Source organism: Streptomyces sp. NBC_01717, from assembly GCF_036248255.1.
GTDB lineage: Bacteria > Actinomycetota > Actinomycetes > Streptomycetales > Streptomycetaceae > Streptomyces.
Genome location: NZ_CP109178.1, coordinates 5,607,235 through 5,630,049, shown reverse-complemented (window position 1 = coordinate 5,630,049; position 22,815 = coordinate 5,607,235). Strand labels below are relative to the sequence as shown.

18 protein-coding genes and 1 tRNA gene are annotated in these 22,815 nt (G+C 69.5%); 8 read left to right on the top strand and 11 right to left on the bottom strand.

What is annotated here, in order from left to right; translation table 11 throughout:
- Positions 1 to 11 precede the first annotated feature (11 nt).
- A complete protein-coding gene (locus OHB49_RS25540) occupies positions 12 to 773 on the bottom strand; it encodes an SDR family oxidoreductase (protein ID WP_329163309.1) in 762 nt (253 codons plus the stop codon).
- Between the two features lie 152 nt (positions 774 to 925).
- Between OHB49_RS25540 and OHB49_RS25535 the strand changes: the two genes are divergently transcribed.
- Positions 926 to 1,762: a helix-turn-helix transcriptional regulator gene (locus tag OHB49_RS25535; protein WP_329163307.1), complete on the top strand. Its 837-nt coding sequence runs from the start codon at positions 926 to 928 to the stop codon at positions 1,760 to 1,762.
- Between the two features lie 298 nt (positions 1,763 to 2,060).
- On the opposite strand, the gene OHB49_RS25530 is transcribed toward OHB49_RS25535, so the two are convergent.
- Entirely contained in the window at positions 2,061 to 3,464 is a 1,404-nt protein-coding gene (locus OHB49_RS25530) for a cystathionine beta-synthase (protein ID WP_030976970.1), read from the bottom strand.
- Between the two features lie 156 nt (positions 3,465 to 3,620).
- On the opposite strand from OHB49_RS25530, the gene OHB49_RS25525 reads away from it, so the two are divergent.
- The 3 genes from OHB49_RS25525 to OHB49_RS25515 all read left to right on the top strand — a co-directional run bounded on the left by OHB49_RS25525 (position 3,621) and on the right by OHB49_RS25515 (position 7,546).
- Entirely contained in the window at positions 3,621 to 4,790 is a 1,170-nt protein-coding gene (locus tag OHB49_RS25525) for a GDSL-type esterase/lipase family protein (RefSeq protein ID WP_329166615.1), read from the top strand.
- Between the two features lie 198 nt (positions 4,791 to 4,988).
- Positions 4,989 to 6,209 carry an acetyl-CoA C-acetyltransferase gene (locus OHB49_RS25520; protein ID WP_313937637.1) on the top strand — a complete coding sequence of 407 codons (1,221 nt, stop codon included), beginning with the start codon at positions 4,989 to 4,991 and terminating at the stop codon, positions 6,207 to 6,209.
- A 506-nt stretch (positions 6,210 to 6,715) separates the two neighbouring features.
- Positions 6,716 to 7,546 carry a hypothetical protein gene (locus OHB49_RS25515; RefSeq protein WP_030976965.1) on the top strand — a complete coding sequence of 277 codons (831 nt, stop codon included), beginning with the start codon at positions 6,716 to 6,718 and terminating at the stop codon, positions 7,544 to 7,546.
- A gap of 101 nt (positions 7,547 to 7,647) precedes the next feature.
- On the opposite strand, the gene OHB49_RS25510 is transcribed toward OHB49_RS25515, so the two are convergent.
- Complete coding sequence (locus OHB49_RS25510; protein ID WP_329163304.1) at positions 7,648 to 7,965, bottom strand: hypothetical protein; 318 nt, start codon at positions 7,963 to 7,965, stop codon at positions 7,648 to 7,650.
- 100 nt (positions 7,966 to 8,065) lie between these two features.
- Between OHB49_RS25510 and OHB49_RS25505 the strand changes: the two genes are divergently transcribed.
- On the top strand, positions 8,066 to 8,293 hold the full coding sequence (locus OHB49_RS25505; protein ID WP_030976961.1) for a DUF4287 domain-containing protein: 228 nt from the start codon (positions 8,066 to 8,068) through the stop codon (positions 8,291 to 8,293).
- Between the two features lie 78 nt (positions 8,294 to 8,371).
- Here OHB49_RS25505 and OHB49_RS25500 read toward each other — a convergent pair whose 3' ends face one another.
- The 8 genes from OHB49_RS25500 to OHB49_RS25465 all read right to left on the bottom strand — a co-directional run bounded on the left by OHB49_RS25500 (position 8,372) and on the right by OHB49_RS25465 (position 17,870).
- Positions 8,372 to 9,259, bottom strand: a complete 888-nt coding sequence (locus tag OHB49_RS25500) for a Bax inhibitor-1/YccA family protein (RefSeq protein ID WP_329163301.1) — start codon at positions 9,257 to 9,259, stop codon at positions 8,372 to 8,374.
- A 148-nt stretch (positions 9,260 to 9,407) separates the two neighbouring features.
- A tRNA-Leu gene (locus OHB49_RS25495) sits at positions 9,408 to 9,493 on the bottom strand.
- A gap of 415 nt (positions 9,494 to 9,908) precedes the next feature.
- The gene (locus OHB49_RS25490) at positions 9,909 to 12,317 is read right to left on the bottom strand and encodes a glycoside hydrolase family 2 protein (protein ID WP_329163300.1); all 2,409 of its coding nucleotides are present in this window, start codon (positions 12,315 to 12,317) and stop codon (positions 9,909 to 9,911) included.
- Positions 12,314 to 13,225, bottom strand: coding sequence for an ATP-binding cassette domain-containing protein (locus tag OHB49_RS25485; RefSeq protein WP_329163298.1), 912 nt, complete (start codon positions 13,223 to 13,225; stop codon positions 12,314 to 12,316). The genes OHB49_RS25490 and OHB49_RS25485 overlap by 4 nt, the downstream gene beginning before the upstream one ends.
- The gene (locus OHB49_RS25480; protein ID WP_329163296.1) at positions 13,207 to 14,151 is read right to left on the bottom strand and encodes an ABC transporter ATP-binding protein; all 945 of its coding nucleotides are present in this window, start codon (positions 14,149 to 14,151) and stop codon (positions 13,207 to 13,209) included. The genes OHB49_RS25485 and OHB49_RS25480 overlap by 19 nt, the downstream gene beginning before the upstream one ends.
- A gap of 4 nt (positions 14,152 to 14,155) precedes the next feature.
- Complete coding sequence (locus OHB49_RS25475; RefSeq protein WP_329163295.1) at positions 14,156 to 15,055, bottom strand: ABC transporter permease; 900 nt, start codon at positions 15,053 to 15,055, stop codon at positions 14,156 to 14,158.
- Positions 15,052 to 16,047, bottom strand: coding sequence for an ABC transporter permease (locus OHB49_RS25470; RefSeq protein ID WP_030926889.1), 996 nt, complete (start codon positions 16,045 to 16,047; stop codon positions 15,052 to 15,054). The genes OHB49_RS25475 and OHB49_RS25470 overlap by 4 nt, the downstream gene beginning before the upstream one ends.
- Positions 16,048 to 16,133: 86 nt before the next feature.
- Positions 16,134 to 17,870, bottom strand: coding sequence for an ABC transporter substrate-binding protein (locus OHB49_RS25465; protein WP_030976947.1), 1,737 nt, complete (start codon positions 17,868 to 17,870; stop codon positions 16,134 to 16,136).
- Positions 17,871 to 18,093: 223 nt separating this feature from the next.
- On the opposite strand from OHB49_RS25465, the gene OHB49_RS25460 reads away from it, so the two are divergent.
- From OHB49_RS25460 to OHB49_RS25450, 3 genes are all read left to right on the top strand, one after another.
- Entirely contained in the window at positions 18,094 to 19,113 is a 1,020-nt protein-coding gene (locus tag OHB49_RS25460) for a LacI family DNA-binding transcriptional regulator (protein WP_329163292.1), read from the top strand.
- Between the two features lie 243 nt (positions 19,114 to 19,356).
- Positions 19,357 to 20,127 carry an ABC transporter ATP-binding protein gene (locus OHB49_RS25455; RefSeq protein ID WP_093776545.1) on the top strand — a complete coding sequence of 257 codons (771 nt, stop codon included), beginning with the start codon at positions 19,357 to 19,359 and terminating at the stop codon, positions 20,125 to 20,127.
- A 70-nt stretch (positions 20,128 to 20,197) separates the two neighbouring features.
- Positions 20,198 to 22,723 (top strand): ABC transporter permease, encoded by a 2,526-nt coding sequence (locus tag OHB49_RS25450; protein ID WP_329163289.1) that lies wholly within the window; start codon positions 20,198 to 20,200, stop codon positions 22,721 to 22,723.
- Positions 22,724 to 22,815 lie beyond the last annotated feature (92 nt).

Below are 22,815 nucleotides of genomic sequence, written 5' to 3'. Positions count from 1 at the left end.
GCGGCCGCCGGTCACGCCTGGCGTGTGGGGAGCACGATCAGCTGGCGCAGGTTGACGTGGCGCGGGCGGCTGGTGGCGTAGGCGACCAGATCGGCGATGTCGTCGCCGGACAGGGAGCCCATCGCGTCGAACATGCCGTCCAGTTCGCCCGACAGCTCCGCGTTGTCGATGTGGCTGCCCAGCTCCGTGTCGGTGAGGCCCGGCTCGATGTTCGTGACGCGGACGTCTCGCGGGCCGAACTCCGTGCGCAGGGATGCCGACAGGTAGCTGAGCGCCGCCTTCGTCGCCCCGTACACGGCGTAGTTGGGGAACGCGATGTGCGCGCCGATCGACGAGATGTTCACCAGGTCCGCGGTGCGGCCTTCGGAGGCGGCCGCCACCAGGTCGGGGGTGAAGGCACGGATGATCCGCAGCGCGCCGGACACATTGGTGTCGAGCATCCGCTGCCACTCGTCGGTACGGCCCTCTGCCACCGGGTTCGGCAGCATCACCCCGGCCGCGTTGACCACCAGGTCGACCTCGCCGTAGGCGGTGTGGACACGCTCGGCAGCCGCGTCGACGGATGCCTGGTCGGTGACGTCCGCCGCCACGACGAGGGCTTCGCCGCCCTCCGCCGTGACCTTGGCGGCCACTTCCTCCAACCGGTCCGCCCGCCGGGCCAGCAGCGCCACCCTGGCTCCCCGGGCGGCGAGCAGGAGGGCGGTGGCGGCGCCCATGCCGCTGGCGGCTCCGGTGATGACAGCGGTGCGGCCTGCGAGGGTCTCGTACGACATGGCGTGCTCCTTGTGTTCCGTGGTGTCCGCCGGGCGTCTGCCCGGTGGCGGGTTCCACTCTTCGCCGCCCGGCACCCGTTACCCAGGGATGCGTCTTTCCTGGGTCCGGCAGTACCAGGCTCCGCTCCGGCCCGTCTCCTAGGATCGAACGCATGGATGGGGACCTCGGAGACTTTCTCCGCTCGCGACGAGCACGGATCCAGCCCGAGGACGTAGGCCTGCAGGCGTACGGCCGACGCCGGGTGCCGGGGCTGCGCCGCGAGGAGGTCGCACAGCTCGCGGGAGTGAGCGTCGACTACTACATCCGGCTGGAACAGGGGCGCGGACCGAGCGTCTCGGACGCGGTGCTCGACGCGATCGCCCGGGTGCTGCGGCTGGACGAGACGGAGCTGGCGTATCTGCACACCGTGGCCCGGCCGAGCACGAAGGCACGCGGCGAGCGGCCGGCTGCCGCGCAGCGGGTACGGCCCGGGCTGCGGCTGCTGCTGGACACCATCGACCGGGCCCCCGCGTTCATCCTGGGCCGCCGCATGGACGTGCTGGCCTGGAACGCCCTGGGCGACGCCGTCGTCGGTTTCTCCCGGATGCCCGCCGCCGTGCGCAACATGCCGCGCCAGGTGTTCCTGGAACCGGCGGCGCGCAAGCTGTACCCGGAGTGGGCGGCAGTGGCAGCGGAGACGGTCTCGCATCTACGGCTGGATGCCGGGCTGCACCCGACGGACAGACAGCTCGCCACGCTGGTCGGCGAGCTGTCGTTGCGAAGCGAGGACTTCCGGCGGCTGTGGGCGGACCACCAGGTCAAGGCGAAGACGTACGGGGTCAAGCGCATCCGGCATCCCGTGGCGGGTGAACTGACGCTTCCGTACGAGACGCTGGCGCTGCCCGGCGACCCCGACCAGTCGCTGGTCGTCTATACGCCGGAGCCGGACACCGAGACTGCCGAGCGGATCGCGCTCCTGGCGAGCTGGGCGGCCGCGCCCGCCGGATGACGGGCCCTTGGCCGCTGGTGGACGCGCGTGGAGGTATGTCGCAGGGACCGCCGCACCCCCGGTTTCCCAGGGGGCGGGACGACGGCGGTCCCCGCGAGGGACGCGGGTCCGGGTCAGGGCCGGCTGATCGCGTCCTGGCGACAATGGAGGTCCGGGAGCCGCTCCGTAGTCCGTGTCGCCGTCTCGGGTGCCGGCGGGTTTCCCTGCCGACACCCACCAATCTGCCGGAGCCGTGTTAAGCCGGTGCTGCAGGTACGTGTCGTGCTCGTACCGTTTTCACGAAGCCCCGATTCCCGCTCTACTGCTTGGGACCGGCGTCCTTCGCCAGGAACGACAGCAGGTCCTGCCTGCTCACGACGCCCTTCGGCTTGCCCTCCACGAGGACGATCGCCGCGTCCGCGGCGTCCGCACCGCTGAGCACCGACATCAGGTCCTCGACCGGTTCGCCCGAGCCGACCTGCGGCAGCGGCGGCGACATGTGCTTCTCCAGCGGGTCGGTGAGCGAGGCGCGCTGTGCGAACAGCGCGTTCAGCAGTTCGCGCTCCACCACCGAGCCGATGACCTCCGCGGCCATCACGTCCGGGTGCCCGGCGCCCGGCTTCACGATCGGCATCTGCGAGACGCCGTACTCGCGCAGGACGTCGATCGCCTCGCCGACGGTCTCCTCCGGGTGCATGTGGACGAGCGTCGGGATCGGGCCTTCCTTGTGGGCGAGTACGTCCCCCACACGCGCCGACGGGCCGGTGTCCTCCAGGAAGCCGTAGTCGGCCATCCACTCGTCGTTGAAGATCTTGCTCAGGTAGCCGCGGCCGCTGTCCGGCAGGAGTACGACGACCACGTCGTCCGGGCCGAGCCGCTGCGCGACCTCCAGGGCCGCCACGACCGCCATACCGCAGGAGCCGCCGACGAGCAGGCCCTCCTCCTTGGCGAGCCGGCGCGTCATCTGGAAGGAGTCCTTGTCGGACACCGCGACGATCTCGTCCGTGACCGTGCTGTCGTACGCGCTCGGCCAGAAGTCCTCACCGACGCCCTCGACCAGATACGGGCGTCCGGAGCCGCCGGAGTAGACCGAGCCCTCCGGGTCCGCACCGACGATCTTGACCGAGTCGCCGCTGACCTCCTTCAGATAGCGGCCGGTGCCGGTGATCGTGCCACCGGTGCCCACGCCCGCCACGAAGTGGGTGATCTTCCCGTCCGTCTGCTCCCACAGTTCGGGACCGGTGGTCTCGTAGTGCGAGCGCGGGTTGTTCGGGTTCGAGTACTGGTCGGGCTTCCAGGCGCCCGGCGTCTCACGGACCAGCCGGTCGGACACGTTGTAGTACGAGTCCGGGTGCTCGGGATCGACGGCCGTCGGGCAGACGACGACCTCGGCACCGTACGCGCGCAGCACATTGATCTTGTCCGTGGACACCTTGTCCGGGCAGACGAAGATGCACTTGTAGCCCTTCTGCTGCGCGACGATCGCCAGACCGACGCCCGTGTTGCCGCTCGTCGGCTCGACGATCGTGCCGCCGGGCTGCAGCGCGCCGCTCTCCTCGGCCGCCTCGATCATGCGCAGGGCGATGCGGTCCTTGACCGAACCGCCGGGATTGAAGTACTCGACCTTGGCCAGCACCGTCGCCTCGATGCCGGCCGTCACACTGCGCAGCCTCACCAGCGGGGTATTGCCAACGAGACTGATCATCGAATCGTGAAATTGCACCGTGTTACTCCGGGGTCTCCGAGATGGTGCGGCAAGCGTATGCGTACGGGGATGAGATTGGGCGAAGCGATTGGGCGACGGTCGTTACGGGGCAGTTAGCTCTATGTACGGCGGTACGGCGACGAGGAGGTGGACCGGACTGTGTCAAGAGCAAGGGTGGCACGGCGGATCGCGGCAGGGGCCGCCTACGGCGGCGGCAGTATCGGACTGCTCGGTGCGGCGGCGGTGGGCGTGGTGCTGGCGGAGGTCCAGCTGGCGAAGCGGCAGGTGGGTGGCGGTATCGCACCCGTCCCGCCGAGTGCCGACGGGCGGTACGGGGTGGCCTTCACCGGTCCGGCGGAGCCTTTGCTGCTCGGCCTGCTCGGCGACTCCACCGCGGCCGGCCAGGGCGTGCGCAGGGCCGGGCAGACTCCCGGGGCGCTGCTCGCCTCGGGGCTCGCGGCGGTCTCCGAGCGTCCGGTGGATCTGCGGAATGTCGCGCAGCCGGGGGCCCGGTCGGACGATCTGGAGCGGCAGGTGTCGGTGCTGCTGGCCGACGCCTCCCGTACGCCCGACGTCTGCGTGATCATGATCGGGGCGAACGATGTGACACACCGGATGCCCGCCACCCATTCGGTGCGGTGCCTGACCACCGCCGTGCGCAGGCTGCGTACGACGGGCGCGGAGGTGGTTGTCGGCACGTGCCCTGATCTGGGCACGATCGAGCCGGTCTACCAACCGTTGCGCTGGCTGGCCCGGCGGGCGAGCCGCCAGTTGGCCGCGGCCCAGACGATCGGTTCGGTGGAACAGGGCGGGCGCACGGTGTCGCTGGGCGACCTGCTGGGGCCGGAGTTCGAGGCGAACCCGCGCGAGCTGTTCGGCCCGGACAACTACCACCCGTCGGCCGAGGGGTACGCGACGGCGGCGATGGCGCTGCTGCCGACCCTGTGCGCCGTGCTGGGGCTGTGGCCGGAGTCCGACCGCCTCGACGGCTCGCGCCGCGAGGACATGCTGCCGGTGGCCAAGGCGGCGTCCCAGGCGGCCAGGGAGGCCGGTACGGAGGTCACGGGCGCGCGGGCGCCCTGGGCCCTGCTCAAGCACCGCAGGCGGCGCCGTCTGCCTGCGGCCACGGAGCCGCAGTCTGAGCCGCAGTCGCAGCCCCTGGCGCGGTCCCGTCCCCATCCGGACGGGCAGCGTCCGGACGGGCAGCGTCCGGACGGGCAGCGTCCGGACGGGCAGCGTCCGGACGGGCAGCACCCCGACGGCAAACACCCCGACGTGCGCCAGGACGGGGACCCACGCACAGGCGGGGACGCGGGCACGGATCCCGCGCCCCGGCACGCCTGAACATCCGCATGCACTCGACCCCGTCCACCGACCTCATCCATTCGACTGAGCGGTCGCTTAGAAAAGAGGTCCGCATCACATGGCCTGCCGGGTGACCTCAGCGATACGGCCGGGTAACTTCCAAGGCAGTCCTGCCCGTCAGGTCTGCCGGTCAGTCCTGCCGGACAGCCAGCCTTCCAGCCCTCATGGAGCCGCGTGATGCCTGAAGCCGTGATCGTCTCTGCTGCCCGTTCCCCCATCGGCCGGGCCTTCAAGGGTTCGCTGAAGGACCTGCGGGCGGACGACCTGACCGCCACGATCATCCAGACCGCGCTGGCCAAGGTCCCCGAGCTGGACCCGAAGGACATCGACGACCTGATGCTCGGCTGCGGCCTCCCCGGCGGCGAGCAGGGCAACAACCTGGGCCGCATCATCGCCGTACAGATGGGGATGGACCACCTTCCCGGTTGTACGGTCACCCGCTACTGCTCGTCCTCCCTGCAGACGAGCCGCATGGCGCTGCACGCCATCAAGGCCGGCGAGGGCGACGTCTTCATCTCGGCCGGTGTCGAGATGGTGTCCCGCTTCGTGAAGGGCAACTCCGACAGCCTGCCGGACACGCACAACCCGCTCTTCGCCGAGGCCGAGGCCCGCACCGCCGCGCGCGCCGAGGAGACCGGTGCGAGCTGGCACGACCCGCGCGAGGACGGCCTCGTCCCGGACGCGTACATCGCGATGGGGCAGACCGCCGAGAACCTGGCCCGGCTCAAGGGCGTCACCCGTCAGGACATGGACGAGTTCGGCGTACGGTCGCAGAACCTCGCCGAGGAAGCCATCAAGAACGGCTTCTGGGCGCGCGAGATCACCCCGGTCACGACCCCCGACGGCACGGTCGTCTCCCAGGACGACGGTCCGCGCGCAGGCGTCACGCTGGAGGGCGTGCAGGGCCTGAAGCCGGTCTTCCGCCCCGATGGCCTGGTCACCGCCGCCAACTGCTGCCCGCTCAACGACGGCGCCGCCGCGCTCGTGATCATGTCCGACACGAAGGCGCGCGAGCTGGGTCTGACCCCGCTGGCCCGGATCGTCTCCACCGGCGTCTCCGGCCTGTCCCCCGAGATCATGGGGTACGGACCGGTGGAGGCCAGCAAGCAGGCCCTGAAGCGCGCCGGACTCACCATCGACGACATCGACCTGGCCGAGATCAACGAGGCGTTCGCCGCCCAGGTGATCCCCTCCTACCGCGACCTCGGCCTGCCGCTGGAGAAGGTCAACGTCAACGGTGGCGCGATCGCCGTCGGCCACCCCTTCGGCATGACCGGCGCCCGGATCACCGGCACGCTGATCAACAGCCTGCAGTTCCACGACAAGCAGTTCGGTCTGGAGACCATGTGCGTGGGCGGCGGCCAGGGCATGGCGATGGTTATCGAGCGGCTGAGCTGAGCTGCAGCGGAGGGTAGGGGTCGCCTGAGGTACGAAGGCGGCACCTGCCCGCAGCGGAAGCGAAGCGAACGCGAGCACAGGTCCGAGCGGCTGAGCTGAGCTGCAGCGGAGGGTAGGGGTCGCCTGAGGTACGAAGGCGGCACCTGCCCGCAGCGGAAGCGAAGCGAACGCGAGCACAGGCCCGAGCGGCTGAGCTGAGCCGAAGTGAGCTGATCACTTCCGGAGCTGCCGGGTCCACCTCTCCCGGTCGCTTGCCCACCCACGACATGGCTGGTTCCGAGCCCCGACCGTGACCGAATCTCCCCCAGGATGTGACCTATCTCCTGGGGGAGAGGTGTTTTTGCAGGTCACACCCACATCAGGGGTAAACACGAGCCCCAAAGAACTGTCCAATTCGTGACGTAATGCACTGACAACGGGCACAGGTGCGGGCCAAGCTGATGTAGGAAGTCGTGGGATCAATTGAAACCGGGAGTATGTCAGTGAGCATCATGCCTCTTGCCCTGTTGCTGACCACCGCCGCCGCGACGGCTGTGGGCGCTGCTGCGCTGCACGCTGCTCACGGGCTGCGCAAGCAGGTCACGGCCCTGCGCATCGAACTGGCCGCGGGCCACGCCCGTACCGCCTCGGTGCCGCCGCAGAGCCGCGCCACGGCTACCCCCGCCGCCGAAATACGCGCCGCTGTGGCCGAAGCACTCGCCGAGGAGCGTGAGCGCGAGCTCGCCGAGGCCCGTGCCTTCTGGGCCTCCCAGGAGGCACGCGACGCCGCCGACGCCCCGTCCCTGCTGGGCGGTCTCTCCGGGATCGGCGAGGACGCGCCGTTCTTCCTGCCCCGCCAGGCCGACTTCGCGGGCCTGGAGGCCATGGACCTCGACGCCACCGAGGCACTCGAAGAGCTGACGGAACTGGCCGAGCTGGCGGAGATAACCGAGCTGCCCGAGACGGCGGAGTTCCCCGAGGACTCCCCCGAGCTGGCCGCGGCCCGTCGCCGCCACCCCTCGCACCCCGACTTCGTGCCGGTGCAGACCCCGGTCGTCACCGACCACGAGCGCACCGTGAACCGGCTGGAGGAGCTCGCCGACCGCCGCACCGAGCTCGCCGACGTCCGCCCCGGCCCGCTCGGCACCCTCGATGTCTATGTCTTCGCCGACGGCACCACGCTCTGCATGACCCCCGGCCACCGCGAGACGGCCGAACAGCTCGGCCGAGCGCTGCTGGCCGGCGAGCACCCGGTGCTGCTGGGCGGCTCCGGCGTCTCCGGTGCATACGCACTGACGTTCTCCTGCGGCAAGGAGAACGTCTACATTCTCGCCGACCGCGTCATCGCCTCGTTCTGACCCACCGGAAGCACTCCCGGAACCGTTGGCGCCCCCGGGACCCCCCCCCGGGAAGCCCGGGTTCCCCGCAGCGACTCCCGCCGGCCGCTGCCCGAAGGCCGCTACGCGAATGCCCGGGCGGTCGCTTCCTCGACGAATCGCACGGCCTCGTCCAGCTCCACGGACGGGGCCGTTTCCAGTGCCACCGCCAAGTCCCGCCCCGCGACTGCGAGTTGGTCACCGATGGCGAACATCCCGACGTCCGGCAGGATGCGCGGCTCACGGTCCGGCGCCTCGATGCGCTGGGCCCGTACGGCCAATTCCCTGGCCGTGGCCAGCCCTTCGGCGGCGGCTCCGCGCTGCAGCCTGCTCTGCGGAGCGGCACGCAGCCGGTCGGCAAATCGGTCCACGGCGGTGATCAGCGGGGTCGTATCGAGCACCCAGTGACCCTACGCGCCGGTCCGTGATGGTTGCCAACGGGCCAACGCTCAGGCACGGTGTCGGGAAGGACCAGCAACGCGCAATGCGTCGGAGGCGCCGATGAACCATGTCTTCTCCGAAGAGACCCATCGCAATCTGCTCTCCCGAATCCCCCGCTGCACCGGTCGTGAAGTCTCCGACTGGCTCCGCACCGTCGACGAAGGCCCTGCCCTCCGGTTCGACGAGAAGGTCAGCTGGCTGCGGAGCGAACACGACCTCGCCTATGGACACGCGAAGGCACTCATCCACGAGTACGACCTGAGGCGGGCGGCACGGAAGCTGCTCTAGGCGTACGAGATCCGGACAAGCGGAACGGCCCGCAGGCGGTTTGCCTGCGGGCCGTTCCGTCGTGCGGGGCTGTGACTGTCAGTCGTCGCCGCTGAGAATGGAGAACAGACGCAGCATCTCCAGGTAGATCCACACCAGGGTCATGGTGAGGCCGAAGGCCGCCAGCCAGGACTCCTCGCGCGGAGCGCCGTACGCGATGCCATCCTCGACCTGCTTGAAGTCCAGGGCCAGGAAGCACGCACCGAGGATGATCCCGATGACGCCGAAGAGGATGCCGAGACCGCCGCTGCGGAAGCCCAGGCCGTCGCCCCCGCCGAAGACGGCGAACAGCAGGTTGACCACCATCAGGAGCATGAAGCCCATGGCGGCGGCCATCACGAAGCCGTAGAAGCGGCGGGTGACGCGGATCCAGCGCATCTTGTACGCGAGAAGCACACCGGCGAAGACACACATGGTGCCCAGCACCGCCTGCATCACCACGCCGGGACCGATGTACGTGGAGACCGCGCTGGAGATCACTCCGAGGAAGACACCCTCGAAGGCCGCGTAGGAGACGATCAGCGCCGGGACCGGCTTGCGCTTGAACGACTGGATGAGCGACAGGACGAACGCCACCAGGGCAGCGCCGATCGCGATGCCGTAGGACTTGCCGAGGTTGGCCTCGTCGACCGGCAGCAGGGCCCAGGCGAGGGCCGCGCCGAGCACCACGGTGCCCAGCGTGATCGCGGTACGCGTGACGACGTCGTCGATCGTCATCGCGCCGGTGCGCGCGGGCGCCTGCGGGACGCCGTACCGGGTGTCCTGCTGGGCGTAGGGGTTGGTGGCGTACGGGTTCGCGGCGGTGCCCTGCGCGTACGGGTCGGCGCCCGTCACAGGGGCCCCGGCCTGCGGCGCCGCGTTGAAGCCCGCGTAGCCGTTGTCGCGGCTGAACCCCCGTCGCGAGAAGACCGGGTTGCTGCTCCTCATTGCTCTCCTCCATGGCCACCCTGCGTGGCCTTCCCACAAGAGTAATGGGTAGGCAAAAGAATCACCCTAGTGCCAGGGGAGGATCTTTATGAAGGTTGATCGCTGAAGTAACGCCTGTCCGGACCGGTGCCCTCACTGAATGTCGCAGTGGTGCCCGGAGCCGGACTCGAACCGGCACGCCCCCGAGGGGCAGCGAGGTTTAAGCTCGCCGTGTCTGCATTCCACCATCCGGGCCTGGCGCGCGGCTCCGCGTTGGCACATGACCCTATCCGTGGACGTCCCCCGATCAGCGGAACTGTGGCTCGATGTTGTCTTATTTTATTGACCGTTTGAGGGACCGTCAGCATAGCTGAGAGGGCATCGGCACATGCCTGGCCGGGGTAGTGGGTACCAAGACCCACAATCGGGATTGACGGAAACTCGCCGCACCCGGACAGCCCAGTGCGCCATGGGTGCGCCACGGTTCGCCATGGGTCCGCCACCCGGCCAAGGGCTGTCCCGTCATCCCCGGTGGGCGCACGACGACAGCTACGGCACCTCGCCGCGTTGCCGGGGTGCCCGAATACGACCGGTATGAGGACGTCCCTCCGCCTTGCGATGCACCGCATCCGACGCCGCGCGCTGATCCACCGGGGATACGGGGCAGCCCTCAGGCCGGTGTGTCGTTGACACACCTCAGAACCGGGCGGGTCCCCAGTGCCCCCGGGTCCTCGATCACCGCGCCGGTCACCCGGAAGACGGTGCTCTCCCCCGGCAGCAGGGTGACGAGCATCTCGTCCACCTCGGCCGCCGGATCGAGCCGGTCGGGGAAGAGCGCGAGATCCCGCAGCAGTGTCCGGGCGGTCACCTCGACACGGTATGCGGACGCATCGCCCTCACTCCGGGTGATCCTCACGTCGTAACGGGCGGGCGGCAGGGCCAGCCGGGTGTCCTCCTCGTAGAACTCGACTGTCCGCACCTCGCCCAGCCGTGCCACCAGCAGCTCCCGCGTCCGGTCCGCCGGCTCCGCGACGGACGGCGGCAGAGTGAGCCGGGTGACCTGGCGCGGGGCCGTGCTCACCCTCAGCTCCTCCCCGGCCAGCACGCTGCCGTCCAGATCGTGCCGGGTCAGGCGCAGCGTGCCCGCCCACGGCCGGTCCGCGTCGTTGACCAGGTGCAGCGCGCCGTCACGCACGACCAGCAGCCGGTCCGCGTACACGGCACGCAGCGCGTACCAGAGGGGCTTGCGGCGGCCGTCGCCGTCGACTGCGGACCAGGAGACGACCGGCCAGCAGTCGTTGAGCTGCCAGACCACGGTTCCCATGCAGTACGGGGTGTGCGAGCGGAAGTGCCGGACGCCGAAGGCGACCGCGCGGGCCTGGTTGAGCTGGGTGAGCCAGTGCCAGTCGTCGAAGGACCCGCCCGGCTGCGGCAGGTGGTCGCCGAGGCCGCGGAGCAGTTTGGCGTTGCCGTCCTCGGCCTTCTGGTGGTGGGTGAGCAGCGGGGCGTCGGGGGCGAGAGGGCCGCTGACGGCACGCCGCAGGGTGGCGTGGGCGGGCGGGCCCTGGAAGCCGAATTCGGCGACGAAGCGGGGGACGCGGTCTGCGTAGGCGCGGTAGTCGGCCCGGTTCCAGACGTCCCAGATGTGGATCGTGCCGCGGGCCGGGTCCTGGGGGTGCAGGTCCGGCGAGCCGGAGTAGGGCGAGCCGGGCCAGTACGGGCGGGTGGGATCGGTCTCGGCGCAGATCGCGGGCAGCAGCTCGTGGTAGTAGCCGTGGCCCCAGGTCCGGTCACCGAGCTCCTTGCGCCAGCCCCAGTCCGCGTGGCCCTCCAGGTTCTCGTTGTTGCCGCACCACAGGACGAGGGAGGGGTGCGGGGCGAGGCGGACCACGTTCTCGCGGGCCTCGGCCGCCACCTCGTCGTACAGCGGCTGCTCCTCCGGGTAGGCGGCGCAGGCGAACGGGAAGTCCTGCCAGACGAGGAGTCCCTTCTCGTCTGCCAGCTCGTAGAAGTCGTCGCTCTCGTAGAGGCCGCCGCCCCAGACCCGGATCAGGTTGACGCCTGCGGCCAGCGCCTGATCGAGGCGGTCGGAGATCCGCTGCCGGGTGAGGCGGGCCGGGAAGCAGTCGTCGGGGATCCAGTTGACGCCGCGCACGAAGACAGGTTCGCCGTTGACGGCGATCCGGAACGCCTCGCGCTCCAGGGACACGGAGCGGAAGCCCGTCCTGCCGTGCCAGGTGTGGCCGCCGAGGCGGACGGTCACCTCGTACAGGGGCTGCTCGCCGTGGCTGTGCGGCCACCAGGGCTCGGCGTGCGGCACGAGGAGAGTGGTGGTGGCATTGTCCTGCCCGGCCGGGACGGTGAGCTCGGCCCGTTCCCCGGCCACCTCCGCGACGGCCTGCAGCGCGCCCCGGTCGCCGCTCCGGTCCACGTCCAGGGTCACGCTCAGCCGGGGCACCCCGTCGTCCGCGAGGTCGGCCAGCAGCTTCACCGAGGCGATCCGCGGCCCGGTCCACGACTGAAGCGCGACCGGCCGCCAGATGCCGGAGGTGACCAGGGTCGGCCCCCAGTCCCAGCCGAAGTTGCACGCCATCTTGCGGATGAAGGGGTACGGCTCGGTGTACGCGCCCGGCCGGTCGCCGAGCCGTTCCCGCAGCTCCTCGGCGTAGGTGTACGGAGCGGTGAACCGTACGTCGATCGTGTTGGCGCCCTCGACGAGCAGCGGGCGGACGGCGAAGCGGTAGCTGCGGTGCTGGTTGGCGGTGCGGCCCACCTCGGTACCGTTGAGCAGGACGGTGGCGACGGTGTCGAGCCCGTCGAAGCACAGGTCCGCGTGGTCGTGGCCGTCGTCCGTCCAGTCGAAGGCGGTGCGGTACGTCCAGTCGGTCCGGCCGATCCAGTCGAGCCGGGTCTCGTTGTCGTCCAGGTACGGGTCGTCGATGAGTCCGGCGGCGAGCAGATCGGTGTGGACGCAGCCGGGCACGGTGGCGGGCACGCCTCCTGTGGGGAGCCCGAGGGGCACGGGGCCGTCGGCGCCCAGCGTCCAGCCGTCGTGCAGGAGCAGGTTGCGAAGGGTCACGCCGGGGTCCTTCCGCAGTCGGGGAGCTGGGCGCAGGCGACGAAGTGGTCCGGTTCGGTCTCGTGCAGATCGCTGCCCTGCTCTCCCGCCTCGTGGAAGGCGCAGGTCTCCACGGGCGCGGGCAGGGTCCACGGGGTGTTGAGCCGGGGCACGGCGGCCAGGAGGGTGCGGGTGTAGGGGTGGAGCGGGTTGCCGAACACCTTCTGGGTGTCGCCGCGCTCGACGATCCTGCCGCGGCGCAGCACCACGGTCCGCTCGGCGAGATAGGTGCCGAGCGAGAGGTCGTGGGTGATGTAGAGGACGCCGAGGCCGCGCTCCTTGAGCCCGGCCAGGAGGTTGAGGACGTCGATGCGGGTGGAGGCGTCGAGCATGCTGGTGATCTCGTCGGCGACCAGGAAGCTCAGATCGAGCAGGAGGGCTCGGGCGATCAGGAGGCGTTGCAGCTGGCCGCCGCTGAGCTGGTGCGGGTAGCGGCCGAGCACCTGTCCGGGGTCCAGGCGCACATCCCGTACCGCCTGCTCGATGCGGTCGGCCCACTCCTTGTCCGGTACTCCGGGGTGGTAGGCGCGACGGACGAGCGCGAAGACTCGGTCGGCCTTGAAGACGGGGTTGTAGCAGGAGAAGGGGTCCTGGAAGACGCCCTGGACCCGGCGGTAGAAGTCCTTGCCGGGGCGGACCGACTTCCCGTCGAGGGTCAGGCGGCCGTCGCTGACCTCGGTGAGGCCGAGGATCATCCGGCCGATGGTGGATTTGCCGCTGCCGCTCTCGCCGATGAGCGAGACGACCTCGCCCGGGGCGGCATCGAAGGAGACCCGGTCGACGGCGGTGACGGAGCCGCCGCCGAAGGCACCGGCCCGGTAGGTCTTGGTGACACGGTCGAGGGTCAGCATCAGGCCGCCTTCCAGCATGCGACGGAGTGACGGGGTGCCACCTCGACGACGGGGGGCTCTTCGGCGCACCGGGCGTCGGCGAGGGGGCAGCGGTCGCGGAAGCGGCAGCCGGCCGGTGGGTCGAGCAGGGAGGGCGGAGAGCCCGCGATGCCCTTCAGCGGCTTGTCCGCGTACCGGGCCCCGACCTCCGGGAGCGAGCCGAGCAGGAGTTTGGTGTACGGGTGGCGGGGCTCGGTCGTCAGGACCTTCGCGGGTGCCTTCTCCGCCATCTTTCCCGCGTACATCACCATGATGGAGTCGGCGATGTGCGAGGTCAGTCCGAGATCGTGGGTCACGAAGATCATGCTCGTGACCAGGCCCTTGTCGCGCAGCCCGGTGAGTGCGCCGACGACGGCCCGCTGGGTGGAGACGTCGAGGGCGGAGGTGACCTCGTCGGCGATGAGGACGGCCGGGTCGAGCAGGGTGGAGATCACCATGACGGTGCGCTGCTTCATCCCGCCGGACAGCTCGATGGGGTAGCGGTCCAGGACGTCGTGGTCCAGGCCCACCAGATCCAGGCGGCGGTGCAGTTCGTCGGTGTCGACTCCGACGCCACGTGAGGCGAGGAGTTCGCGGATCATGCGGCCGATGCGCCGGGTCGGGTTGAGGGCGCTCATCGAGTACTGCGGCACGAGCGATATCCGGTGGAAGCGGAAGGCGTTCATGGCGCGGTCGTCGGCGATCGGGACGTCGTCGCCGTCGAGGGTCACGGTGCCGCCGGCGTGCCGCATCCGGCCGTCGAGGCGGATGAGCGATTTACCCAGTGTCGTCTTGCCGCAGCCGGACTCGCCCGCCAGTCCCAGGATCTCCCCGTCGGCCAGGTCGAAACTGACGCCGTCCAGCGCCCGGACCTCGCCCCGCAGGGTGCGGTAGTGGACCCGCAGATCGGTGACGGTCAGGGTCATGTGTTCAGGCCTCCCTCAGCTTCGGGTTGAAGACCTCGTCGAGGCCGACATTGGCGACGTAGAGCGCGCCCACGATCGCGGTGATCCCGGCACCGGGCGGAACGAACCACCACCACATGCCGAGTTGGAGTGCGCTCCACTGCTGCGCGCTCTGCAGCATCAGTCCGAGCGAGACGCCCTCGGTGGGGCCGAGCCCGATGAAGTCCAGTGAGGAGGCGATCAGGATGGAGCCGCCGAAGAGCAGGATGAACATCATGAAGAGGTACGAGCTCATGTTGGGCGCGATCTCGCGGAAGACGATCCGCCAGGTGGAGCATCCGCTGAGCCGGGCCAGGTCGACGAACTCCCGGGTGCGCAGCGAGAAGGTCTGCGCACGGATCGCGCGCGCCGCCCACGGCCATGAGGTGAGTCCGATGAACAATCCCTGCACGGCGACGGACCGCACCCCGAGATAGGCGTTGATGATCAGCAGGACGGCGAGAGCGGGCAGGACCAGCACCACGTTGGTGACCATGTTGAGGATCTCGTCGACGACTCCGCCGCGGTAGCCGGCGAGGAATCCGACGAGCATGGCGATGACGGCGGCGATGGCTCCGCCGACGACGCCCACCAGGAAGGTGGCGCGCAGTCCGTGCACGAACTGCGCGTACACGTCCTGACCGAAGGTGGTGGTGCCCATCCAGTACGTCCCGTCCGGCGGTGCGGCCTGCGGTCCCACGTACTCGTTGGGGTCGGCGTTGTCGAGCAGCGGCGGGCCGATGATGCCGACGACCAGGAGCAGCGCGACGACCGTGAAGCCGACGAGCAGTTTGGGGTTGCGCAGGGCGTAGTGGAGCGTCTCGCGGGTGGGCTGGGGCGCGGGTGCGGCGACGGTGTCGGTGGCCGGTTCGGGCACGGTGCTCACGACTGGCCTCCTGCCATGCCGGTACGGGTACGGGGGTCGACGACGACGTACACGATGTCGATGAGGAAGTTGGCGATCAGCACTCCGATGACGATGAACAGGAAGGCTCCCTGGAGCAGGAAGAAGTCCTGGTTCTGGATCGCCGCCAGGATGAGCGAACCGAGGCCGGGATAGGCGAAGACGATCTCGGTCACGAGCGCTCCGGCCACCAGGACGCCCAACTGGAGTGCGAGGCCGGTGATCTGGGGCAGTACGGCGTTGCGGAAGGCGTAGCGGCGGATGAGGCGCTGCGGTGCGCCGAGGGCCGACAGATAGGACGAGTAGTCGGACTCCAGCTCGTAAATGATCATGTTGCGCATGCCGATCGCCCAGCCGCCGAGCGCGACCAGGAAGAGGGAGAGGAAGGGCAGCACCCAGTGCTGCAGCAGGTCCACGGCGAAGTCGATGCTGTAGCTCGGCTGGATGTTCAGGCTGTAGCCGCCCGAGAGGGGGAACCAGCCGGCCTTGGAGCCCAGCGCCCAGGCGAGGATGACGGCGATCCACATGTACGGCATCGCGGTCAGCAGATATCCGGCCGGGAGCAGTGTGTTGTCCAGGACCTTGCGGCGGGCCGCGAGGGCGCCGGCCCAGTTGCCGACGAACCAGCTGAGCAGGATGGCCGGGATCATCAGACCCAGGGTGTACGGGAGCGCGTCGAGCAGGACGTCGGCGACGGGTTTGGGGAAGACCCAGATGGAAAGCCCGAAGTCGCCCCGCAGGAGGGCGCTCCAGAAGTGCAGATACTGCTGCCAGACCGGCTCGTCGAAGCCGAACAGATCGTTGTAGTAGGAGCGCATCGCCTCCACGGCCTCGGGCTGGGAGACCCGGGCGCGGGCCACCATGGCCGACACCGGGTCACCCGGCATGAAGCGCGGGATCATCCAGTTGACGGTGACGGCGACGACGAAGGTCAGCGCATAGATCAGGAGTTTTCTGGCGAAGTAGCGGCGCAAGGGGGCTCCCCGGGGAGAGCCCCGCCGTGCGGACAGCGGCCAGGGCGCGCGCACGGCGGGGCGGTCATGGAATCAGAACGGCCGTGTCACTTGGCAGGCTTGAGCTGCGTGAGCGCTTCAAAGCCGCCCATCTCCAGCCAGTTGCGCCACAGGGCGGGGGCGTACTTGGGCGCTCCCGAGGCGTCCGACGGCCAGTTGGTCCAGGTCCCGGTGGTGGACTGCGACCAGAGGCCGTTGTACCAGAGCGGGATGACCGGCATCTCCTTGAGCTGGATGTCCTGGATCTTGGAGATGACCTGCTTCATGCCCTCGGTGTCGTCGGTCTTCACCCCGCCGAGCTGCTGCACCAGCTTCCAGGCTTCCTTGTTCTCGTACCGGCCGAAGTTGACCGTGTTCTGCTGCTTCTGGACCGGCAGCTGGAACATGTACTCGTAGTACGTCCACGGGGTGTTGGAGAGCTGGCGCTCGTTGTTGATGACGAGGTCGAAATCGCCCTTGCCGCGCTGCTCGTTGAGGGCGTTCTGGTCGGGGAACTCGGTGGTGATCCGGATGCCCGCGGCCTTGCCCGAGGCGGCGATGACCTTCGCGGCCTCCATCCAGTCGGTCCAGCCGGTCGGCACGGCCAGCTTGAGGCTGATCTTCGAGCCGTCCGTGTTCTCCACGAACCCGTCGCCGTCGGTGTCCTTGTACCCGGCGTCGGCGAGAATCTGCTTGGCCTTGCCCGTGTCGTAGGAGAAGCCCTCCTTCGCCACCAGGCCCTGGTCGACGAACTGGTTCCACTGCGGGAGCAGTCCGGTCGGGTCGGCGGGCTTGACCAGCTCTCCGTACACCCCCTTGACGATCTTCCCGACGTCGACGGACGCGGCGAGCGCCTTGCGGAAGGCCGCGTCGTTCATCGGCTTCTTCTTGGTGTTGGGCACCAGCCAGGCGGTGTTGGCGGAGAGCATGTAGGGCGGCTTGTCGTAGTACGAGACGACCTTCTTGCTCTTGATCAGCGAGGAGGCGCCCGGCAGGAAGTTGTTGCTCAGGTCCAGCTGGCCCTGGCCCAGCTGGCCGATGACCACTTCGTTGCTGGGGTTGGAGACGTCGACGATGTAGCGGGGGGCCGGCTTCATGCCGAGCGCCTTGGCACCCCACCAGTCGTCGCGCCGCTGCCACACGACACGGTCCTGGGTGTGGCTCTTGAGGGTGTACGCCCCGGTCCCGACCGGCTTGTCGTTGACACCGTCGAGGACTTCCTTGTCGGAGCGCTTGCTCCAGATGTGCTCAGGGACGATCGGGCGGCCGTAGAGGGTGAAGTCCCATTCCTGGTACCGGGCCTGCTTGAAGGTGAAGCGGACGGTGGTGGCGTCCACCGCCTCCGCCTTGTCGAGCCAGGTCCACAGGTTGTGGAAGGACGACGCCTCGATCTTGCCGATCCCGTAGGAGTAGGCGACGTCCTCAGCGGTGAGCGGCTTGCCGTCGGACCAGGTGATGCCCGGTCGCAGCTTCAGCTCATAGGTCCTGTCGTCGGTCCAGCTGCCCGACCGGGCCAGCCAGGGCGTCAGCTTGCCCGCCTCGGGGTCGAAGTGGAACAGCGTCTCGTAGACCAGCCCCTTGGTGCCGGTCGCGTGGTCCCAGTCGTGCAGCGGGTTGTAGTTGGCCGGCGGCCCCCACTGCGTACCGGTCGTGTAGAGCGTCTCGTTACGCGGAAGCGCGCCGCCCGAACCGCCGCCGGAGCCGCCCGATCCACCCGACGAGGAGCCGCCTCCCGTGCACGCGGTGGCGGCGAGTCCGATCACGGCGAGCGTGGTCGCGATCCGTCCCCGGAATCCCGTACCCATCATCTCTCCCTTTCCCCGCCATCCCTGCCGAGCGGAGTTACTGAACCGGGTAAGTGCCGTGAAGTTAAGACCGCCGAGAGGCCGTGTCAAGAGAGCGGGAGCGCTCCCATCCCTTTTGTTTTCAGGCAAGTTGAGCGATCATCGACCTTCTCCAGGAGATCGCAGGGCGGCAGAATCGGTCGTTAGGATGGCTGAGGAACAGGAACCGGTTAAGCGAGGTCGCATGCCCAAACACCGTCCTACGATCGCGGACATCGCGCGCCGCGCCGGGGTCTCCAAGGTCGCGGTGTCGTACGCGCTGAACGACCGGCCGGGGGTCTCCCCGGCGACCCGCGCCTCGATCAAAGCCATCGCGCAGGAGATCGGTTGGCGGCCCAACAGCGCCGCCCGCGCCCTCACCCGGGCCCGCGCCGACGCCGTCGGCCTCGCGCTGTGCCGGCCCGCCCGGCTGCTCGGCATGGAGCCGTTCTTCATGGAGCTGATCAGCGGCATCGAGAGCGAGCTCTCCGCGCGGGGCTGCGCCCTGCTGCTCCAGGTCGTCAACGATCCGGTGCAGGAGCTGGAGGTGTACCGCCGCTGGTGGGGCGAGGGCCGGGTGGACGGGGTGTTCCTCGCCGACCTGCGCAGCCCCGACCCGAGGATCGAGGGCGTCGCCGAACTCGGGATGCCTGCCGTGGTGATCGGCCACCCCTCGGCGGCCGGCCCGCTCACCTCCGTATGGTCGGACGACGCAGCGGCGGTGCGCGACACCCTCACGTATCTGACCGCGCTGGGCCACCGGTCCGTCGCCCGGGTGGCGGGGCTCCCCGATCTGATCCACACGCAGCTGCGCGACCGGGCCCAGCGCGAGATCTGCACCGAACTGGGTCTGGGCGAACCGCTGATCGTCCACACCGACTACTCCGGCGACGACGGGGCACATGCCACGCGGCGGCTGATCAGCTCCGCCGCGCGGCCCACCGCCGTCATCTACGACAACGACATCATGGCCGTGGCCGGTCTCTCGGTCGCCCAGGAGATGGGGCTCGACGTCCCCGGCGACCTCTCCCTGGTCGCCTGGGACGACTCCCAGCTCTCCCGGGTGGTCCGGCCACCACTGACCGCGCTGAGCCGGGACATCCCGGCGTACGGAAGTCATGCGGCGCGCACGCTGATGGCGCTGGTCACGGAGGGCAGCGCACCCGGATTCGAGGATTCCGCCGCCCGCCTCGTCCCGCGCGGCTCCACGGCGCCGCCGCGCTGACCGCCGGGTGCGGGGCGGCCGGCGCGACGTGCCGGAGGTGACGTCCCGCACGTGACGTGCGTGCTACTGCCTCGGGGTCGCCGTCATACCGCAGGAGGACGCGCGTACCCCGCCGATGCGACTCAAGAGGGCCTCCGGAACGGGCACGGGGGCTGACGACCGGCGGCGAATCGGCGGAGAGGATGAAGCGGTGCCTTGCAGAAGGCCCCGTACCTGAACCGAGCCCCGACCCAGGAGTCTCCCGTGACCACCATGTCCACCGCTCACCGCGCCACCGCGGTGGCCGCCCGCGCCACGGAACTGTCGAAGATCTACGGAGAGGGCGAGACCAAGGTGACCGCCCTGGACCGGGTCACCGTGGACTTCCCGCAGGGTGAGTTCACCGCGATCATGGGCCCGTCGGGCTCCGGCAAGTCCACGCTGATGCACTGCGTGGCCGGCCTCGACAGCTTCAGCAGCGGTTCGGTACGGCTGGGCGAGACGGAGCTCGGTTCCCTCAAGGACAAGCAGCTCACCCAGCTGCGCCGGGACAAGATCGGTTTCATCTTCCAGGCGTTCAACCTGCTGCCGACGCTGACCGCACTGGAGAACATCACCCTGCCGATGGACATCGCGGGCCGTAAGCCGGACGCCGACTGGCTGCGTGGCGTGATCGACATGGTGGGCCTGTCCGACCGGCTGAAGCACCGGCCGACCGAACTCTCCGGCGGCCAGCAGCAGCGCGTCGCAGTGGCCCGCGCCCTGGCCTCCCGGCCGGAGATCATCTTCGGTGACGAGCCGACCGGGAACCTGGACTCCCGCTCCGGCGCGGAAGTCCTGGGCTTCCTGCGCAACTCGGTGCGCGAGCTGGGCCAGACCGTGGTGATGGTGACGCACGACCCGGTCGCCGCCTCCTACGCGGACCGGGTGATCTTCCTCGCGGACGGGGCGATCGTCGACCAGATGGTGCGTCCCACCGCGGACGGGGTGCTGGACCGGATGAAGGCGTTCGACTCCAAGGGCCGCACCAGCTGAGCACCCTTCCAGCTGCGCACCCACCGCCTTCCCCGTTCCCGCTTCGGACCCCATCCCAGGACTGACAGACATGTTCCGTACCGCCCTGCGCAATGTGCTCGCGCACAAGGCCAGGCTGCTGATGACCGTGCTCGCCGTGATGCTCGGCGTGGCCTTCGTCTCCGGCACCCTGGTCTTCACCGACACCCTCGGCAACGCCTTCCGCAACCAGTCGGCGAAGAGTTACGACGACGTCGCCGTCGCCGTCACCACCCACGCCGACCGACGTGACGCAAAGACGTCCGGCATCGACGCGGCCACACTGAAGAAGATCCGGTCCCTGGACGGGGTGGCCACCGTCACCGGCCGGGTCTCCGGTTTCGCCGGGGTCGCCGACCCGGGCGGCAAGCTGATCGGCAACGGCTGGTCCAACACCGGCGGCAACTTCTCCCCCGGCACGAACGGCAAGGACGCCTCGTACACCTTCGTCGACGGCACGGGCCCGGTCGGCGACGGCCGGATCGCGCTCGACAAGGAGACCGCGAAGAAGGGCTCCTACGAGGTGGGCGACCGGGTAAGGGTCGCCACGAACGGGCCGGTGAAGGAGTACACCCTCTCCGGGATCTTCACCACCGAGGACGGCGCGGTCAACGCGGGCGGCAGCCTGGTCCTCTTCGACACCCAGGTCGCCCAGCAGCTCTATCTGAAGCCCGGCTGGTTCCAGGACGTCACCGTCACCGCCGCGGCCGGCTCCTCCGACCGGAAACTGCTGGACGCGGTGGAGCCGCTGCTGCCCAAGGACGCCACCGCAAGGACCGGCAAGGCCCTCGCCGATGAGCAGGCGAAGCAGATCGAGGACGGTCTGGGCAACCTCAACACGATGCTGCTCGCGTTCGCTGCCATCGCCCTGTTCGTCGGCATCTTCCTGATCGCCAACACGTTCACCATGCTGGTCGCCCAGCGCACCAAGGAACTGGCGCTGCTGCGCGCCGTCGGCGCCTCCCGCCGCCAGGTCAAGCGATCCGTACTGCTCGAAGCGGCCGTGGTCGGCGCGCTCGCCTCGGTGATCGGCTTCCTCCTCGGTATCGGTCTCGCCACCGGACTGCGCTCGGCGATGAGCCTGATCGGCGGGAAGATCCCGGCCGGTCCGCTGGTGATCTCCCCCGTCGCGGTCGGTGCCGCACTCGGCGTCGGCGTCCTGATCACCGTGCTGGCCGCCTGGCTGCCCGCCCGCCGCGCCGCGAAGATCGCGCCGGTGGCCGCGATGAGCAGCGTCCACGCGGTGGCCACCACCAAGTCGCTGGTCGTACGGAACTCGATCGGCGGGGTGCTCACCCTGCTCGGTGCGGCCGGGATCGTCGCGGGTGCAGCAGCCGGTTCGGACGGCCGGACGATCATCGGGGCCGGCGCCTTCGTGGCACTGATCGGTGTCATCGTGCTGATCCCGCTGCTGTCGCGGCCGGTCATCGCGCTGGTGCGGCCGCTGCTGCAGAAGCTGTTCGGCGTCTCCGGCAAGCTGGCCGCGCAGAACGCGGTCCGTAACCCCCGGCGTACCGGAGCGACGGCCTCCGCGCTCGCGATCGGCCTCACCCTGGTCACCGGCATCTCGGTGCTCGGCGTCACGCTCGGCCAGGCCGTCGACCGGATGACGACGGACAACATCAAGGCCGACTACATGATCTCGATGGCGAGCGGCGACTCGCTCGACGAGTCGGCACTCACCGCCCTGGAGAAGTCCGACGCCGTCTCCGCGGTCTCGCCCCAGCAGGCAGCCTCCATCAGGGTCGAGGGCACCTACCACGCGGCGTCCGGGGTGACGCCGGGCGATGTGCAGAAGGTCTTCTCCGTGAAGACGGTCTCCGGTTCGCTGGATTCGCTCGCCGACGGCGAGATCGCCGTCGGCGACAAGACCGCGAAGTCCAACGGCTGGAAGCCCGGCACCTCGCTCCCGGTGACGTACGACGACGACAAGAAGGGCACCCTGAAGGTCGGCGCGGTCTACGAGGAGAACGAGTTCCTCTCGCCCGTCCTGATGCCGAAGAACATCCTGGACGCGCACCAGAGCCGCCCGGACATCCGCGAGATCTGGCTGAAGACGGACGGCGGCGCGTCGAAGGCCAACGAGCAGGCCGTGGTCGACGCCCTGGGTGACAACCCGGCGATGTCCGTGATGGACCGTCAGGACATCCGGGACATGTTCGGCGGCTTCATCAGCACGGCGCTGAACATCATGTACGGGCTGTTGGCGATGGCCCTGATCATCGCGGTTCTCGGAGTCATCAACACCCTGGCGATGTCGGTCTTCGAGCGCCAGCAGGAGATCGGCATGCTGCGGGCGATCGGGCTGGACCGGCGCAAGGTCAAGCGCATGATCCGGCTGGAGGCCGTGGTCATCTCGGTCTTCGGTGCGGTGATCGGGGTCGCGCTCGGTACGTTCCTCGGCTGGGCGATCGGCCGGACGCTGGCCTCCGCCATCCCGGGCTACGCCCTGGTGATCCCGTGGGACCGGATCGCGGTCTTCCTGGTATTGGCAGCGCTGGTGGGCGTGCTGGCCTCGCTCTGGCCGGCCCGTAGCGCGGCGAAGCTGAACATGCTGACGGCGATCAAGACGGAGTAGCGAGTGAGCCGCTGATGGCCGGCCCCTGATACGGAGGGCCGGTACCCGCAAGCTGGAGCTGCGGGTACCGGCCCTCTCTGCATCCGTACGCG

What these genes read in the sequence shown, in the direction of transcription:
- OHB49_RS25540 (WP_329163309.1), bottom strand. Translation starts at nt 773, where the DNA reads ATGTCGTACGAGACCCTCGCAGGCCGCACCGCTGTCATCACCGGAGCC.
- OHB49_RS25535 (WP_329163307.1), top strand. Translation starts at nt 926, where the DNA reads ATGGATGGGGACCTCGGAGACTTTCTCCGCTCGCGACGAGCACGGATC.
- OHB49_RS25520 (WP_313937637.1), top strand. Translation starts at nt 4,989, where the DNA reads ATGCCTGAAGCCGTGATCGTCTCTGCTGCCCGTTCCCCCATCGGCCGG.
- OHB49_RS25505 (WP_030976961.1), top strand. Translation starts at nt 8,066, where the DNA reads ATGAACCATGTCTTCTCCGAAGAGACCCATCGCAATCTGCTCTCCCGA.
- OHB49_RS25500 (WP_329163301.1), bottom strand. Translation starts at nt 9,259, where the DNA reads ATGAGGAGCAGCAACCCGGTCTTCTCGCGACGGGGGTTCAGCCGCGAC.
- OHB49_RS25485 (WP_329163298.1), bottom strand. Translation starts at nt 13,225, where the DNA reads ATGCTGGAAGGCGGCCTGATGCTGACCCTCGACCGTGTCACCAAGACC.
- OHB49_RS25480 (WP_329163296.1), bottom strand. Translation starts at nt 14,151, where the DNA reads ATGACCCTGACCGTCACCGATCTGCGGGTCCACTACCGCACCCTGCGG.
- OHB49_RS25465 (WP_030976947.1), bottom strand. Translation starts at nt 17,870, where the DNA reads ATGGGTACGGGATTCCGGGGACGGATCGCGACCACGCTCGCCGTGATC.
- OHB49_RS25460 (WP_329163292.1), top strand. Translation starts at nt 18,094, where the DNA reads ATGCCCAAACACCGTCCTACGATCGCGGACATCGCGCGCCGCGCCGGG.
- OHB49_RS25450 (WP_329163289.1), top strand. Translation starts at nt 20,198, where the DNA reads ATGTTCCGTACCGCCCTGCGCAATGTGCTCGCGCACAAGGCCAGGCTG.